This window comes from Emticicia sp. 17c (assembly GCF_037153985.1).
GTDB lineage: Bacteria > Bacteroidota > Bacteroidia > Cytophagales > Spirosomataceae > Emticicia.
This window is the reverse complement of record NZ_JBBAYI010000016.1, coordinates 17,068-34,721: the sequence shown is the minus strand read 5'-3', so window position 1 is coordinate 34,721 and position 17,654 is coordinate 17,068. Positions and strand designations below refer to the sequence as shown.

13 protein-coding genes are annotated in these 17,654 nt (G+C 38.7%); 7 read left to right on the top strand and 6 right to left on the bottom strand.

The window, feature by feature from the left end:
* Nucleotides 1–42: 42 nt before the first annotated feature.
* Nucleotides 43–546: an HNH endonuclease gene (locus WAA15_RS22435; protein ID WP_337045088.1), complete on the bottom strand. Its 504-nt coding sequence runs from the start codon at nucleotides 544–546 to the stop codon at nucleotides 43–45.
* A 203-nt stretch (nucleotides 547–749) separates the two neighbouring features.
* On the opposite strand from WAA15_RS22435, the gene WAA15_RS22430 reads away from it, so the two are divergent.
* Complete coding sequence (locus WAA15_RS22430; protein WP_337045148.1) at nucleotides 750–1,295, top strand: YqgE/AlgH family protein; 546 nt, start codon at nucleotides 750–752, stop codon at nucleotides 1,293–1,295.
* On the opposite strand, the gene WAA15_RS22425 is transcribed toward WAA15_RS22430, so the two are convergent.
* The 4 genes from WAA15_RS22425 to WAA15_RS22410 form a co-directional block, all read right to left on the bottom strand.
* Nucleotides 1,288–2,904 carry an N-acyl-D-amino-acid deacylase family protein gene (locus WAA15_RS22425; protein ID WP_337045087.1) on the bottom strand — a complete coding sequence of 539 codons (1,617 nt, stop codon included), beginning with the start codon at nucleotides 2,902–2,904 and terminating at the stop codon, nucleotides 1,288–1,290. The genes WAA15_RS22430 and WAA15_RS22425 overlap by 8 nt on opposite strands.
* A gap of 153 nt (nucleotides 2,905–3,057) precedes the next feature.
* Nucleotides 3,058–3,447: a response regulator gene (locus WAA15_RS22420; RefSeq protein WP_337045086.1), complete on the bottom strand. Its 390-nt coding sequence runs from the start codon at nucleotides 3,445–3,447 to the stop codon at nucleotides 3,058–3,060.
* Nucleotides 3,444–4,676, bottom strand: coding sequence for a PAS domain-containing sensor histidine kinase (locus WAA15_RS22415; RefSeq protein WP_337045147.1), 1,233 nt, complete (start codon nucleotides 4,674–4,676; stop codon nucleotides 3,444–3,446). Before WAA15_RS22415 ends, WAA15_RS22420 begins: the two co-directional genes overlap by 4 nt.
* Nucleotides 4,649–6,880, bottom strand: a complete 2,232-nt coding sequence (locus WAA15_RS22410; RefSeq protein ID WP_337045085.1) for a PAS domain-containing protein — start codon at nucleotides 6,878–6,880, stop codon at nucleotides 4,649–4,651. Before WAA15_RS22410 ends, WAA15_RS22415 begins: the two co-directional genes overlap by 28 nt.
* A gap of 929 nt (nucleotides 6,881–7,809) precedes the next feature.
* Between WAA15_RS22410 and WAA15_RS22405 the strand changes: the two genes are divergently transcribed.
* The 3 genes from WAA15_RS22405 (at nucleotide 7,810) to WAA15_RS22395 (ending at nucleotide 12,850) form a co-directional block, all read left to right on the top strand.
* The gene (locus WAA15_RS22405) at nucleotides 7,810–8,877 is read left to right on the top strand and encodes a transglutaminase domain-containing protein (protein ID WP_337045084.1); all 1,068 of its coding nucleotides are present in this window, start codon (nucleotides 7,810–7,812) and stop codon (nucleotides 8,875–8,877) included.
* Nucleotides 8,878–8,950: 73 nt separating this feature from the next.
* A complete protein-coding gene (locus WAA15_RS22400) occupies nucleotides 8,951–10,825 on the top strand; it encodes a beta-N-acetylhexosaminidase (RefSeq protein ID WP_337045083.1) in 1,875 nt (624 codons plus the stop codon).
* A gap of 75 nt (nucleotides 10,826–10,900) precedes the next feature.
* Nucleotides 10,901–12,850 carry a hypothetical protein gene (locus tag WAA15_RS22395; protein WP_337045082.1) on the top strand — a complete coding sequence of 650 codons (1,950 nt, stop codon included), beginning with the start codon at nucleotides 10,901–10,903 and terminating at the stop codon, nucleotides 12,848–12,850.
* Here WAA15_RS22395 and WAA15_RS22390 read toward each other — a convergent pair.
* Nucleotides 12,847–14,028 (bottom strand): hypothetical protein, encoded by a 1,182-nt coding sequence (locus WAA15_RS22390; RefSeq protein ID WP_337045081.1) that lies wholly within the window; start codon nucleotides 14,026–14,028, stop codon nucleotides 12,847–12,849. The two genes, WAA15_RS22395 and WAA15_RS22390, sit on opposite strands and share 4 nt — an antisense overlap.
* Nucleotides 14,029–14,189: 161 nt before the next feature.
* Between WAA15_RS22390 and WAA15_RS22385 the strand changes: the two genes are divergently transcribed.
* The 3 genes from WAA15_RS22385 (at nucleotide 14,190) to WAA15_RS22375 (ending at nucleotide 17,652) form a co-directional block, all read left to right on the top strand.
* Nucleotides 14,190–15,530, top strand: a complete 1,341-nt coding sequence (locus tag WAA15_RS22385; protein WP_337045080.1) for a DEAD/DEAH box helicase — start codon at nucleotides 14,190–14,192, stop codon at nucleotides 15,528–15,530.
* Between the two features lie 149 nt (nucleotides 15,531–15,679).
* On the top strand, nucleotides 15,680–16,717 hold the full coding sequence (locus WAA15_RS22380; protein ID WP_337045079.1) for a 6-bladed beta-propeller: 1,038 nt from the start codon (nucleotides 15,680–15,682) through the stop codon (nucleotides 16,715–16,717).
* Between the two features lie 152 nt (nucleotides 16,718–16,869).
* Nucleotides 16,870–17,652 (top strand): phage tail protein, encoded by a 783-nt coding sequence (locus WAA15_RS22375; protein ID WP_337045078.1) that lies wholly within the window; start codon nucleotides 16,870–16,872, stop codon nucleotides 17,650–17,652.
* The last annotated feature ends 2 nt before the right edge of the window (nucleotides 17,653–17,654 follow it).

The window sequence follows — 17,654 nt, the reverse complement described above, 5'->3', positions numbered from 1 at the left end:
TTCCGTACTTATGCGTGCTTGCTACCTCTCTTCCTGAATGATTTATTCTTTTATGCCCAGAAACGGCACCCAGTTCTCTTCAATGGAGCCTGCGAAATCGCGAAGGAACATAATAAAGGAAGGTTTGTAAGGTTTTCGAGAGAGAGAGAGCTTTGCTTCTTCGGGGGAGAGGTCGCCTTTTCGGGAGTTGCAGCGGCGACAAGCAGTAACGAGATTATCCCAGTTTGTTTTGCCACCCTTTGATTTCGGAGTTACGTGGTCGAGGGTGAGGTCTTCGTGGCTTCCGCAGTATACACATTTATTGCCGTCCCGCCTAAATACATTCTGCCTACTGAGCATAACGCCTTTATAGGGCAAAGCTACATAACGATGGAGGCGAATTACTGAGGGGAGAGGATAAGTGGTATCAACGGTGCGAAGATAACCTTTCTGGGAGTCAGACACCAATTCTGCTTTATTAAGGAATACTAAAGTAAAAGCCTTAGGAACTGTACAAATACTCAATGCACTATAATCGGCATTCAAAACTAAAACTTTCCTGCCCATACAACATTTAAGATTAGCGGTTTATGTATTTGCAAGGCAATATAACAGAAAGTTTTTAAACTTCCAACAGAAGTTTTTTAAGAAATTGTTTTTTCGTTATTTTGAAATCTTCTATTTTTATGAGGCTTTCAGAGAAGCCAAAGGCAGGTATTGAGCAGAAGAAAATAAAAATCAGGCGTTCATTTTTTAAACAATTGTGTACTATGACAGCGGGAAAAGGGAAATTATTGATTGCTGAACCATTTTTAGGCGACCCGAACTTTGAACGTAGCGTAGTATTACTATGCGAACATAATAATCAGGGGTCGTTCGGGCTGGTTTTAAACCAACGGACTAACCTGAACTTAGACGATGTAATTGATAATGTATACAGCGACTTGCCTTTACATATAGGAGGCCCTGTTGAACAAAACACCCTCCATTTTATTCATAGACTAGGCCATGAGATAGACGGAGCTGTTGATATAGGCAATGGCATTTATTGGTCGGGCGATTTTGACAGTATTAAAACCCTGATAAATATCGGCAAAATAACCGAAAAAGACATACGCCTGTTTGTAGGTTATTCGGGTTGGTCGGCAGGGCAATTAGCCAATGAAATAAACCGCAATTCATGGATAATTTCAGAAACTGATGCTTCTTTTATTTTTGATACCCCTACCGACCAGTTCTGGCGTGCTGTTCTTAAACGTATGGGTGGCGAATACAAAATCTTATCTAACTACCCGATAGACCCACGGCTTAATTAATAACTTTGCCTTTTCCGTAAATTATTTGGCCTGCTTTTTTTCCGGTGTGTTTTCCGTTTTCCAACACAACTACTCCGTTAACCAGCACATAATCAATTCCTTCCGAATAGGCATGTGGTTTTTCGTAAGTAGCCTTGTCATTTATTTTATTTTCGTCAAAAATAACTATATCGGCAGCAAACCCTGATTTTATTAAGCCTCTGTCATCAATTCTGAACCTCTGTGCAGGTAAAGAGGTCATGCGGCGTACGGCATCTTCTAAAGTAAGCACCTGTTTCTCGCGAACATACTTGCCCAATACACGGGCATTAGAGCCATAGCCACGCGGGTGTGGCATATTTCTGTTAAACTGAATTACACCTGCATCTGAGGCAATCATGGTGTTAGGATACCTAAGTATTTTTGCTACATCGTCTTCACTCATTTTATGAAAAACCATTTGTGCGCCGCCTTTATCAACCATGTCCATAATTAAATCTGCCTCGGTAGCCAGATTATCTTTTCTGCCTAATAACTGGTTTATTTCACTTACGTTTTTTCCATTCATGGTCGAGTCGGCTCTATAACGTGCCACAAAAGCATAGTCATAGTTTTTTCTTTTATCAGCTTTTACACTTTTTATCATTTCGTCCCGTATTTTTTTGCGTGTTTCAGGGTTAGTAAGCCGCACATGCACCATCGAATCTCCGTCAGCTAAAGCCCATGAGGGTAGCATAGTTCCCATATTTGTACTGCTGGCGGTATATGGGTATTGGTCAACATTTACATCTATGCCTTCGCGTCTGGCGTTTTCGACCAGACTGATAGTTACATTACTTTGCCCCCAAAGTGGCTTGCTCGAAATCTTAAAGTGCGAAATTTCTACCGGAATTCCAGCCTCCCGGCCGATATTAATGGCTTCGTTAATAGCGTTCTTTACCCCTACCCCTTCGTCGCGGATGTGCGAAGCATAAATACCGCCTGATTTTGCTGCTACTTTGGCTAAAGCTACTACTTCGGGTGTTTTGGCGTAGGTACCCGGTATGTAAATCAAGCCTGTGGCTAACCCTACGGCACCGTCTTTCATGGCCTGCTCAACCAGTTGCTCCATTTGTTGTTGTTCTTTGGGCGTGGGGTCACGGAATACGTTCATCATGACCTGCCTTCTGACAGAGTTATGCCCAATTAATGAACCTAAGTTAACGCTTATCTGCTTCTGTTTAAGTTCTTCAAAAAACTTATCCAGATTAACCTCCGACGACCCACAATTGCCTGTAATTACGCTTGTTACGCCATCATGAATAAAGTTGTCAGCCGTTGGTACTGCCCGAATACCTTCTTCTACGTGGGTATGAACATCTATAAAACCAGGGCATACTATCTGATTTTTCGCATCAATGATTTGTGTGGCGGCATTTGTCTGAAAAAAGCCTATTGCTGCTACTTTACCATCTTTAATGGCCACATCTGACACATACCACGGATTACCCGAACCATCAACGATTCGCCCGTTCTTGATAATCAAATCGTATTGCTGAGCAATGGCAAATGTATTGATGAAACCCGCCGCTACGATTAAACATAAACATTGAGTATTGAAGTAAGCTTTTAGTTGAGTAAAGAATTTCATAAATATCTAAAGAATTAGTCTATTGAGGCCACTATAAAAGCTAAGAAATAAGCTATTAAGTGCTTGTTTTAATAAATCTACGATATTTCTGTTACTTTACAATGCCTCTTGGTAACAGGCCCTGATATTATGCAGGTAAACGATTGCTTATGTTTATTTAACCAGTTTCTTAAGCAGGTCGGCAGTGATTGGTTTAGGTATGTAGCCGATAATGGCAGGATATTGGCGGGCTTTGTTTCTATCTTCGATATTTGTAGAAGAAGATAAAATTACAATTTGGGTTTGATTAAACTTAGGGTAATAAGTGCTAATAAATTCATCCAGGAAATCCCAGCCGCTCATAACGGGCATATTCAGGTCAAGAAAAATCAACTGAGGCGCCTCCGTAGATTGTTCTGCCAAGATATTCTGATAGTAACCTAATGCTTCCTGAGCACTCTTACAGGTTTTTATTTCTTTAGCAAAACGAGCTTTTTCAACAACCATTCTAATCAAGAGCAAGGTGGTTTCATCGTCGTCAATACAAAGCAGTTTCGTAATCATTGTTTAAACTTTAAAATAAATTTGGTACCGACGTTAACTTTGCTTTCAACACTGATACTGCCACCGAGGCTTTCCATCTGGGTTTTTATTAAATACAAGCCCATACCTTTGCTATTGGGTCTGTCGTGGAATCGCTGGTAAAGCCTGAATAGCTTGTCTTTGTGGCGTTCTAAATCTATACCGATACCGTTGTCTTCAAACTCCAGACAAATCATGTCTCCTTCTGTATAAGACCTGATATCAATCAGTAAGGGGCGGTCATAAGACCTGTACTTGATAGCATTAGTTACTAAATTCATGAATATGCTTTCGAGGTATGTTTCGTTTGATACCAGATACGGCGCATACCTGAAATTCATATCAATACTAGGTTGCACTTCTTTTATCAGGTTGTCGAGTTGAGCAAATACCTGATTAAATATTTTGTTAAAATTTGTTTCTTTCAGGGCAATCATATTATTATCACGGATTACGAGTATTTTCACTAAATCGCTTACAGTTTCATTCAGCATAATAGTTGAGGTCTTGAAACCCTCCATTATTTTCTCCAGAATAGGGTCTTCTATTTCGAAGTCGTCGAGCAGTTTAACAAAACCCACCAGATTTGAAAGCGGTGCTTTCAGGTTATGAGATGTAATGTAAGAGAAATGTCGCAGGTCGGTATTATTCTGATTGAGTGTTTCAATGAGTTTTTCTCTTTCAAGCTCCTGATTTTTTCTTTCGGCAATATCTCTGAAATTTAATACAATGGCTTTTACGAGTGGGTCATGCAACAGATTATGGCAGGTTGCTTCCAGCCACTTATAGGTACCATCAGGCATCAGACACCGATATTCAATGTTTTTTATTATGTCTGGTGTGCTTACTACTTCCAGAAAAACCTCCGTAATTGCGGGCAAGTCGTCAGGATTAACTAAATCATTTTTTATTTTGCCAATCAGTTCATGGTCTTCATATCCGATTATTTTTTTGCCCGAAGCCGGCACTTCTATAATAGACCCAGTATAGTCTAACAAAACAATACCGTCGGCACTATTCTGAAACAAGCTCCTGAAACGACGCTCGTTATTTCTGATTTTATCTTCGCCGAGTTTCTTTTCGGTAATATCTCTGGCAATTTTAGAAGCCCCGATAATATTCCCCATATTATCTTTAATAGGCGAAGTAGTCAGTGAAACATAGATAATTTCGCCGTTTTTCTTTACACGCAGGGTTTCGTAGTTTTCAATGGTAACCCTTCTTTTATTTTTTCTATAATTTCTAATTCTTCGGCCTGTTTTATTGGTGGTACAATTCTGAAAATATTGCTACCAAGCATCTCTTGGCTGCTATAACCATAGGTACTCTCGGCTCCGCGGTTCCAGCTACTAATAACGCCGTTCAGGTCTGTACTCAAAATAGCATCTTCTGAGTAGTCGATAATAGAAGCCAGAAGTTTTTGCTGGTCTTCAAAGTTTTTTCTTTCGGTTATATCTCTGAAATTAATAACAATGGCCTCTACACCTTCAATATCAAGCATATTTGAGGCATTGCCTTCTACCCACACATATTTGCCGTTTTTGTTCATACACCGGAGTGTTGCGTGAATCTGGCTATCGGTTTGTTCAAATAATATCTTGAATTTATCACTGAACAACTCAAGGTCGTCAGGATGAATAACCTCGGTAATATGTATGGTGGCTACTTCTTCGGTTTTATAACCAAGTATTCTTTCAACCGACGGGCTAATATATTCAACATAGCCATTCAGGTTTATTAACGTAACCATGTCCTGACTGTGTTCTATCAATGAGCGGAACCTGTACTCTTTATTGATTAGTTCTTTCTCGGCTTTTTTCCGTTCGCTTATATCTTTAACAGTTATACAAATACCTTTACAAACTCCGTCTTCGGTTACTTGCCTAAGCGAATATGTTAACCATACGTCTTCTTGGTTTTCGTGCTGGTAAAGGCGGTCAAACTGCATATTTTCGCCTCTTAGCACTCTGGTGAAATAATCTTTTTTGACTTCTTTTATATGCTCTGGTACCAGTTCAAAGATACTTTTGTTGAGCTCAAGTTTTGTTTCTGAATCAAAAAGAGCCAGTTCTTTGGCTTTTGAGTTAAATACCTTTACGTTAAACTCTGTGTCTAATAAAACAAAGCCTTCGGCAGTATTCTCAAAAATAGCTTTAAGATTTCGCTCCGACTGTTCAAGTTTTTCTTCTGCTGTTTTTTTGTCGGTAATATCTCTGAAATTGGCTACTATGGCGCAAACGTTCTCATCATGCAAAAAGTTAGTAACTACGCCTTCAACCCATATTAACTTATTTTCTTTGGTAATTAGGCGTGTAGTACGAGGGATAGCAACTCCAGGGTTTTGTAATAACTTCTGCAATACCTGTATTCCCATTTCTACCCCCTCAATTGGCAATAGGTATTTACCATCTTTGCCTATTACCTCCAGTAACGAAAAACCTGTGATTTTTTCGTAAGCGGGGCTTACATACAAAACTTTACCTTCATTGTTGGTCAGGATAATAATATCAACGGCATTTTCTACTAAAGCTCTGAAACGTTTCTCACTTTTTTCAACGGCTTTTTCAATGAGTTTTCGCTCAGTAATATCTGTCAGAAAAGTACATACCCGTTTTTCGCCGTTAATATCTTCATAAATGGTTGATGTAAATTCAAACGGGAAAGATTCTCCATTCTTACGAATACCCAGTAATTCTCCTTCAATTTTATTATTTTGTTTTATCTGTTCGACTACTTTTTCATAGTTAACACCCTGTGGATTAATGATTTGCTTGAGATTTACCTGACGAAATTCTTCAATGCTGTAGCCGAATATTTCGCTTGCTCTATGATTGGTACTAAGAATTGTACCATCTGTTTTACTGTAAAGAAAAGCGTGATGTGAGTTTTCTATTACGGAACGATACTTATCTTCTATTTTTTGGAGACATATCTGTGTCCTTTTGGTATCCGTAATATCTATTGTCGAGACGAATGCGCCAATTATGTTACCTTGTGGGTCATAATAGGGCTTAAATCGATTCAGGAAAGTGTGCATTTCGCCGTTTTCGGCTTTGCGTGGAGTTTCAGTCTCGAATGTTTCTCCATTAAATACTCTGCTATATAAACCTTTTATCCGGCCGATATTTTCTGGCTCAATAAAATCCAGCACAGACCTGCCTATTTCTAAGGAGATATTGAAATAAGTTAAATACCTTTCATAAAATTTATTATTAAAAATAAGAATATTCAGATTTGTATCTATTACCCAGAACGCTTCTTCTGTATATTCCAATAATAAATAAAATTGCTCAATTATTTGTTGTGGCTGTAACTGTTTAGGATAAATCTTTTGTGTAAACCTTCCGAATGCCCCTTTTAAATTGCTGCTCATGTTTGTCTTCTCCAGCGAAATAGTCGCGAACTTCTTTATCATACAATATGCGTAATAATAGGTTATACTTGGCCATACTCTTTCAAACTACCGCTAAAACTCAATATTTACCCAAATAAAATTAGTTGCCTGACACCTATGTCTATGGCTTACCATGTATTATAATATTATAATTAAATAAAAAAAGTAATATTCAGGTATTAGCCCGAATTAGCTTTTCATCGTTGTTAAATAAAAACTTTTAGTGCTAAAAGTATATATAAAGAAGTGTGCGCTAAAGAAAATATAGGCAAATTTTATGCCACAGCTTTACTCAAAACCATAATTAATTGTAAAGTTAACACTTTTTTATTCTAAAAAAATATAGCCTGTTCAGAATAAAAACTGCTTATATTCTGGCAATGTAATCGGTTGTATAGCTTGAAAAAATATTTATACAGTAACTTTTCAGAAACCTTGTATTGTCGGGTTATGGCTTAGCCATGTTATCAAGTATTTTCAGACTTCATACACCTGTATACGTATTGGAAACTACTTTAGTTGTTTTGCAAACTATAACTACTTAACTTTTAAAAAAAGAGGAATGTTTAATCATTTTAAAAAATAAACAAGATTAATTAATACAGTCTTGCTATTTTGGCTACATGAGGCTTATCTGGCAAACCTGTTTTTATCTTATGCTAAAGCTAAACAGGCTATTAAATAGCTTCATTCTTTTATACTATTATAAATATACGTTAATCACGTAAAAAAATCTTTACAAAACAATAAATACTCTTTTTTTTAAAACAAATACTTAACTTTAATATAAATTTCTCCGATATTTAATGAATTTACTCAAAAATGGATTAGGATTGTATGCTGGATGTGTGTTTAAGAATTGTTGTTAAAGCTATGCAGCCAGCTATTAGTGTTTTTTAACCTGATTTTTATCAGGCATTCGCTGCGTTACCTGATATGCTCTTTTATCTATGAAAAGAAAAATACTCTTATTATTACTTTTTGTTGGCGTCACGGCTTCTGCACAGACCACTACCCCTCAGGTAAAGCAACTAGCCTACCAGATTACAAGAGGTATTAGCACAGACTCGCTTAAAGTAAGAGCTATTTTTGAATGGATTACCAAAAACATTGCTTACGATACAGAACTGCTCAATAACATAGCTAAAAAAACTACCGAGGAATATACCCTAAGCCAGAAATCAGACAAGGTAATTCAGCGAAAAAAAGCTGTTTGCATGGGTTATTCTACTTTGTTTGAAGAGCTATGTATGGCCTCAGGCATTACCGCATACAATATATCTGGTTATTGCAAGAACTTCATTTTTCAAACCAACAGGCTTAGTTTTACGCTAGAACACCATTCGTGGAACGCCGTAAAAATCAATAATCGCTGGTACTTATGCGACCTCACATGGAGTGCCGGTAGTGTAAATGAGAAGGGTACGTTTAGCAGAAAACAAAACGAGGAGTTTTACCTGAGCAATGGGCAAGCGTTTATTAACCGGCATATTCCTTTTGACCCCATCTGGCAACTGCTCGAACGACCAGTTACTATGAACGAGTTTAAATATGCCCAAAAGCACCGTAAACTTTCGTATTTTAATTATACCGACTCGCTTAGAGTATACGAATCATTAAATGCTGAACAACAAAAACTCGGTTCCGATTTACGAAGTTTAACCTTTGATTCGAGCAACGACGAAGCCAAACTGAGTATTGGCTACTACTATGCCAAAAAAGCCGAAAATAACTCTAAACGCTGGCATGAGTTAGTAACGAGTTTTATGAATAAAAATACAATGGATTCGTATCGAAGAGCTAATGAAGAAAAAGAACAGGTATACCAACTCCTGACAAGCATTGAGCAAGATATGCAACAGGCACGTTATTACTATTCGCTTATTTCTCCTACTTCACACGTAAGCCGCACAGCCCTCAGTAATATCCGAAGTGCCGACAGCTACCTTTATTTTGTTGAACAGAACAAAGAAAGTATGGCTCAATATTATGATACACTCAAAAAGGTAAAATACTGAGTGCATAAGCCTGCTCATAAAAGTTTTTTAGCTATTTTTGACCTCTGTTCCGATTCTTAACCTAAATTTTCACATGAAGAAAAACATTTTTCTGCTTTTACTAAGCATCCTGACTTTTGATGCCATTTCACAAAATATTATTCCGAAACCCGTTGAGGTAAAATCTTTAACAGGCACATTTCATCTGACTTCGGCTACCACTGTTGGTGCTAATAACGCCGAAAGTCAGAAAATAGCAGAAATGTTTGTAACGAAACTGAAACAGGCAGCAGGTTTTATACCAAAAATTCAGAAAACAGGTGCTATTCAGTTTACTATTAATACAACTCCTGACAGCAAGCTAGGCGACGAGGGTTACACGCTTGATGCCACTAATACCGGAGTTAAAATTACAGCCAACAAAGCCGCAGGCTTATTTTATGGAATGCAGTCGCTAGTACAATTATTACCTAAGGAAATTGAAAGCAAATCAATTGCAAAAGGAGTAAAATGGAGTATTCCGGCGGTTAAAATTGTTGACTACCCTCGTTTTGGATGGAGAGGGCTTATGCTTGATGTAAGCCGCCATTTCTTCTCAAAAGCCGATGTAAAACGTTATATCGATGACATGGTTCGGTATAAATTCAATACCCTTCACTGGCACTTGACAGATGATAACGGCTGGCGGGTTGAAATAAAATCATTGCCTAAACTGACCGAAGTTGGTGCATGGCGTGTAGAAAGAGCAGGACGCTTTGGCGACAGAAAAGCTCCTCAGGACGGCGAACCAACTACGTATGGTGGCTTTTACACACAAGATGATATTAAAGAGATTGTCAGCTATGCGGCAGAGCGCAATGTAACCATTATACCAGAAATCGATGTTCCGGGGCATAGCATGGCTGCTATTGCGGCGTATCCTGAACTTTCCTGCACCAAAGACCCTAAAACAAAGGTAAACCCGGGTACCAACTTTGCTGAATGGTTTGGCGATGGCAAATTCAAGATGTTTATTGATAATACCCTGAACCCGTCTGACGATAAGGTCTATGAATTTCTTGACAAGGTATTTACCGAATTAGCCGTATTGTTTCCGAACAAATACATCCATGTGGGTGGTGATGAATGCTACAAGGGCTTCTGGGAACAAGACCCGGGTTGTCAGGCACTCATGAAAAAAATGAATATGCAACACGTAGAAGAATTACAAGGTTACTTCATGAAACGTGTAGAAACCATTTTAAATGCCAAAGGGAAACAACTTCTAGGCTGGGACGAAATTCTGGAAGGGGGTATCTCGCCTACGGCAACCGTAATGAGTTGGAGAGGCATAAAAGGCGGCATTGAAGCCGCTAAATTAGGCCACAATGTTGTCATGACTCCTTCTACTTTTGCTTATCTGGATTACAACCAAGGAGAAAACACCATTGACCCACCTATTTATGCCGGACTACGCTTAACTAAAACATATAGCTTTGACCCTGTGCCTGATGGTGTTGATGCTAAATATATTCTGGGTGGACAAGGTAACCTATGGACAGAGCAGATTCCGACCATCCGCTATGCCGAATACATGACTTATCCTCGTGGTTGGGCATTGGCCGATATTTTCTGGTCGCCAAAAGAAAGTAAAGACTGGAACAATTTTACCAAACGTATGGAGGCCCACTTCGACAGAGCCGAATTAGCCGAAATAGGGTACTCAAAAGCCGTTTATGATGCCATTGTTAAAGCTAGTATGAAAGATGGTAAGCTAATGGTTGAGTTAGGCTCCGAAATACCCGATGTAGACGTATATTATACTACTGACGATACCATGCCTGATAATTTCTCAACCAAATATACGCAGCCATTTGAGGTTCCCGACGCTCAGATAACACTCCGCGTCATTACCTATCGTGACAAAAAACCGATGGGGCATCTGATTACATTGAAGCGCGAAGAACTAAGGAAACGAGCCGGAAAGTAAATTTTTTGGCAGTATACACAAAAAATAAGTCTTTTACTCTACTTTTGCAAACCGAGTAAAAGACTTATTTTTTCAATGCAACCGACCCAAATACGCAACAGGCAAAACCTTTTTCTTTTTTTATTCAGTATTATTTTCTTTTCTCTGTCATTACCGGCAGGCTATGCAGGCTTTGATATTGATGCCTCGTGGCACGAAGCACTAGTAATGGCTATTGAAAAGAACTTTGTTTTTGGTCGGGATTTTATATTTAACTATGGCCCGTTGGGTTATCTTAATACAGGGCTTTTACCCCGAAACGTATCACCATTACTACTGGTAAGCGTTGAAGTTTTTACTTTAATCAATTACCTGATTATAATCCGGCTGGCTTTCGACAAAGCCGGAAAAAACTGGTGGGTAGTAGCAATTTCGGCTTTACTTATTTTTATGCCTTGGGGTTTTATTGCCGATACGTCTTTTACACTCTTTTATTTTTTCCTTTTCTGGCTCTTATATGCCCAACAAACACGCAATTCAATTGCGTTGCTTTTAGCTTTTATTCTTTCAATACTCATTTTTTACATAAAAGTTAACCTTAGCATTGTTGTTTATTTTATCTTCTATGCCTCATTTATATATTTTTATCTAGCGCGTTTTTTTACCCTGCGAACCCTCCTCATAGTGGCGGTGCTACAACTGTTATGCACATATACGTTTTCTTTTATACTGAATGTTGACATTCCGGCTTACCTCACAGCAAGCCTGAAAATTATTGACTCTTATCAGGATGCCATGGCGGTCATGATTCTGGGTTCAACAGAGTTTTTATCGCTGTTACTTTTTGAAGCCCTTATCTTGCTGGTAGCAGGCTTATTTATATTAAAAACGTTCAGGCTTCAGTATGTTTACTTATACCTACTTGTAGCCATAAGCTGGTTTCTGAATTTCAAGCAGGCACATACTGCCGTAGGCCATTACAATGTTTTTGGTTTCTTTTTGTTTATGCCACCTCTGGCTGTGCTTTTGTATTTATTTAGTGCCGAAACCCATAAAACATGGGCTAGCCGAATGTTTATTGTAATACTTGTTTTGCAACTAAGTGCTACACAGCTTATACGCTATTATATGGGAAGCCACACCCTGAAAGGCTATCTGCTTACATATCCGCCTACGGAATTGGCACAGGAAATGAACAGCAAACCAAAACTTATACAATTAGGCAAAATACTAGCGAAGAAAAACCCTGTTAACTATTTCAACAGGCTTTTAAATTATGATTATAACGATAATTTTGAAGATATTCCTGTGCCATTACCGCAGACATTACTCAATAAAATCAAATCCGGCTCTGTTGATATTGCTCCGCATCAGGTTACGTACCTGTTTTTTAATCAGATGAATTACAATCCTCGCCCGATTATTCAGTCATATCAGGCAAATAGTGATTGGCTCATGCAAAAGAATGGCGAGAAATATCGGTCAAAAACAGCCCCTCAATGGGTATTATATAAGATAGAATCGTTTCGTGAGCAGCATCCGTTCTGGGTAGAAACCGATTTAAGTAAAGCCCTTTTACAAAATTACCGGCTTACTGATACAACTTTCATTGAAAAAGACACCTTTTTTGTTTTTCAGAAACAGGCGTTGAGTAAAACACTCACAAAAGTCAGCACGAAAGAAATTAATTTCAGACTAGACGAAGACATTACGATACCTATTTCCGAAAACTTTATTCAGTTTTCGGCCGACATAGCATATAGCCTTAAAGGCAAATTAGCCCGTTTGGTTTTTCAGCCACCTTATTTGCAATGTTTGGTTACCTATGAAGATGGCCGACAAGAAAACTTCAGGGTGATTGACAAGATTCTGAGAGGGGGTGTATTTGTAAGCCCTAAAGTTACAACACAGGCCGAAGCAGCTAACTTTTTTATTAATAAAGGTAAGGGCAACCAGAGAATCAGTAAGATTCGTTTCTGGGCAAAACACAAAAGTGGTTTTCAGGCTACTTTCAAAGGGCAGTTTCAGGAGTACATTATGCCTTAAGGCATAATGTACTTATCAACTTTCCAAGTGGTTTCTTTATCATTTTTAAGACTCCCCACAAAAAACTCTTTATCGCCTATCCAACCGAAATTACCAACATCCGACATCTGCCAGATTTTTTTCGTTTTTATCTCGTAAATCCATAAGTCACTGCTATTAGCAATATTACTACCAAACATGATGTAGTCCTGCTTAGGCGAAAACGACACCCATTGCAGGCTATTAGGCCATTCGAATAAATGGGTAGCATTCTTGCTGGCATCTGCAATATTGTAGCTTACAATTTCTTTGGTGTTATCGACCGCATTAGGCTTGTTTCTGAGTTGTATAATAGATGTTCCGTCGTTCGACCAGTCGAACTCATAGAAGAAATCTCCTGAAAACTGTTTATTTTCTTTGGTATTAACATCATAAATATATAGCCCTTGTTTTGCATAGTCGGTATAAGCCATTTTGGTCTGGTCGGGCGAAAAGGCATAATTCCATACTCTAGCCGTGGCAGGTATTTCAATTGTCCCGAAAGCCTGCGCAGTTATATCATAATACTCAAAAGCTCTTTCTCCATTTCTTGAGGTTTCAAGTAAAATCCTGTTTCCGTCTGAGTAGAACCCTCTTACTAAATAGCTTTTACCAGTGGTGTTTTTATATAATATTTTTTTCGATTTATCTTTCCAGTTAAGCAATACCAGTTCATTGGTTTTGTTATCTGTATAAGCCATATAGGGCGTATTTGTTGAGCTTTTCATATAAAAACCAGACGATAACTCAAGAAGGGTTTCAACAGGCTTAATTGAGCGGGTAATAAACATAATAGGTTTTGAGAAGTCGGTTTTAGCTCCTTTCTTTATTCCTTTGGCCGAAACATAGTAAACAGTTTCGGGTTTCAGGTTGTCAAGCCTGATTGTTTTGTCAGAAGTAGTATAAGCCAGTTTCATGTTATTTGTACCTGAGTTTTCTTCTCCAATCCATATTTCGGCCTGCTCAAAAGTAGTAGACAGAAACCCGACACTTCCTTTAAACGTGAGGGCTTCTATACTTAATGTAACGGTGTTATCTACCTTCTTAGCCGATAAAGACATCATATCAATATCATCTTTAGGCGAAGGTTCGTTGGTTCTCCAACAGCCACTTACCAATAAAGTAGTAGCAAAAATAATAGCAAGCTGAATGTGTTTCATGATGTATGGTTCTTTATTAACTATGACTTAAATTTCTGAAAAATGGTTGGGAAAAAGTATAAATTAGGCTATCTTTTATTATTTGCGTAATTTTGCCACACTTTTATCAATAGAATAACACGTAGTTTATGCGGGTTATTCGCTATTTAATATCCGTTCTGATGGAAAATCCTTTTGAAATATTTGATCTTAATCGCCAGTTGCTGAACGCCATTGCAGATGCAGGATACACCGAGCCAACACCTATTCAGGAAAAGGCCATTCCTTTAGTTCTACAAGGGCACGATGTACTGGGCATTGCTCAGACAGGCACTGGCAAAACGGCTGCATATCTTTTACCAATTCTGATGAAAATCAAATATGCACAAGGCAAAATGCCCCGCTGTCTGATTTTTGCCCCTACGCGTGAACTGGTTATACAGATTGACAAAGCTATTACAGAGCTTGCTAAATATACCGACTTACGCCACACAGCCATTTATGGGGGGCTTGGCCCAAAAACCCAGATTGAAACCATACAGCAGGGAGTCGATATTATAGTGGCTACGCCGGGCCGGTTCATGGACTTGTATTTAAGGGAAGAAATTGGGGTTAAAGACCTGAAAATAATGGTGCTTGATGAAGCCGATAAAATGATGGATATGGGTTTTATGCCCCAAATCCGTAAAATTCTGGAGGTAATTCCACGCAAAAGACAAAACTTGTTGTTCTCGGCTACATTTCCTGAAAAAGTAGAACGCTTATCGGCCGAGTTTCTGGAGTTTCCGACCAAAATAGAAGTAACTCCGCAAGCTACAACGGCCGAAACTGTCAAACAACGAATGTTTGAAGTGCCTAATACACAAACCAAAATAAATATTCTGAAATACCTTTTCTCGACAGGAGAAATGCAGAAAACCATTATTTTCACGAGGTCGAAAGAAGTAGCCGACCATGTTTATAATTCTATGGTGCAACGAATAGTTCCTTTCAGTAAGATTCGGGTAATTCATGCCAATAAAGGGCAGAATACACGTATTAACTCAATGGATGCTTTTCGGGATGGCAATGTAAATGTATTAGTAGCAACCGATGTAGCTGCACGCGGAATTGATATTCAGGAGGTATCGCACGTGATAAATTTTGATGTACCATTAATTTATGAAGATTACGTGCATCGAATCGGAAGAACAGGCCGCGCTAATCAGTTGGGTGAAGCCATCACTTTTCTGACGATTGCAGAAGAATATCATATCAAAAAAATTGAAAAAATTATTCGGATGGAAATTCCAAGAGAAGATATTCCTACTGAAGTTGATGTGGTTAATACTTCTTTTGACGAGCGTCAGGCACAATTAAGAGAAATTGACACCCAACGTAAAAAAGAAGACCCTACTTTTCAGGGAGCTTTTCATGAAAAAAAGGTGCATAAACCTGTGGCAAAGAAAAGAAGTGGTTCTCCGGCCAAGAAAAGCCAAAGCCATAAGCCTGACAAAAAAAGAAATGTTTCCAGACGAAAATAGTCTTCTATAAAACTGTAAGCCTTAAACTTGGGTATATCAGTAAATACGGTTTCAGCATTCGTAAAAAGATTAATGCTGAAACCGTATTTTTTTGCTAAAGTTTGATAATATTTGAAAGATATTTATTTACTCCTATTCAACCTCCAAACATGAACCAATACCTTAATCGTCGAGATTTTGTTAAGCTGGGTGGCTTAGCCACCGCAGCAACTTTATTTCCTGAAATGAGCTTCGGCAAAAATGATGAAATAATTATAGGCCACAACAGCCATAAATACCGTGTAAAAGCAGGCTGGGGTGTGCTAGATGCCAGTAAAAATCCGGTAAATGACTGCCACGAAATGGCCGAAGATGCCAAAGGCCGTCTGATTCTGCTCACAAACGAAACTAAAAATAATGTACTGATTTATGATAAATCGGGTAAATTACTAGAAACTTGGGGTACTTCATACCCCGGCGGCCACGGCCTGACTATTGCAGGGCAAGGAAACGACCAGTTTTTACTGATATGTGACACAGACCGCCATCAGGTAATTAAAACCGATTTAAAAGGAAAAGTAATTTTCAAAATAGATTACCCTAAAGAAACAGGTGTTTATGATTATCCGACACAGTTTAAACCTACCGAAACGGCAGTTAATCCGGCCAATGGAGATATTTATGTAGTAGATGGTTACGGGCTGAACTACGTAATACAATACAGCCCTAAAGGAGAATATATACGCCATTGGGGAGGAAAAGATGAGTTTAAGTGTAACCACGGAGTAATAGTTGATACCCGCAACAAAAAAAATCCTACGCTACTGATTACCTCTCGTGTAGAAAATTGCTGGAAACGATTCACGCTCGACGGCAAGTATCTCTCAACTATTGCTTTGCCGGGTACATTCATTTGCCGCCCTGTTATTAAAGGCGAAACCCTGTTGGGTGCGGCGTATAGGTCTACTTCGGGCGACAATCCGAATTCGGGGTATATTACTATTCTGGATAAAAATGACCGCGTTGTTTCAACACCGGGTGGAAGCGAGCCTATTTATACCAATGGTAAACTGGAAGAACAACGCAAACAAGACCCTTTTAATGTTTTTATGCATCCGCATGATGCCTACATGGACTCTGACGACAACATTTATGTTGCCCAATGGAACTCGAAAAAAACTTACCCGATTAAACTCGAGAGAATCTAAATATCTTTTACCTTTTCACAGATGCAGGCATTCCTGCATCTGTGTTTTTAGCCAGTCAATAAAATTGTATCCTGATTTTCTTTTGTTTTTATATGTTTTTTGCATCAAAATGCAGAAATTTGGTCAATGTTTAGCCCCGTTTTATATAAACCATGAAAATTTTTCATAAACTATTGAGTATTGGCATAAGTCTTTTGTATGCCTCGTTTATTAAAGCCAACGCCCAGTCTACTACTATTACTCCGGGTAATAGCCAGCCTAATATTACTGCTACCTCGACAGATAATGGTATTGTTGTACCTAAAATTACACTTACGGCCAGTTTATCGTCTGCCAGCCCTGTTAGTAGCCCCACTGAGGGTCTTTTAGTTTATAACATAGGCGGAAATCAGCCCAAAGGTTTTTATTTCTGGACTGGTACTGCTTGGAAACCACTCGACACCAGTACGTCTTTTTCGGCCACAGCCCCTATTAGTATTGTTTCTAATAATATCAAGCTTAATGCGGGTACAGCCGTGGGGCAACTCCTGACATGGGACGGCAACAACTGGGTAAATACCAATCCTAAGCCGGCTACCAATATTACTAACCTTCAGCCATATCTTGTCATTAATTTTTGTATTTCTTTGGAAGGCGGGTTTCCAACCAGAAACGGATATGAGCCATTTCTAGGCGAAATATCTATGTATAGTTTTAATTTTGCTCCTCGTGGTTGGGCTGCCTGCGACGGACAGCTCCTATCTATCTCTCAAAATACACCGCTTTATGCCTTACTAGGTACTGAATTCGGCGGCGATGGTTTGTCAACCTTTGCTTTACCTGATTTAAGAGGACGGGTGCCTGTACATCGAGGTCAAGGACCAGGTTTAAGTAGCAATTATATCCTCGGACAAAAAGGTGGGTTTGAATACTATATTATACAGGATAAATATTAAAC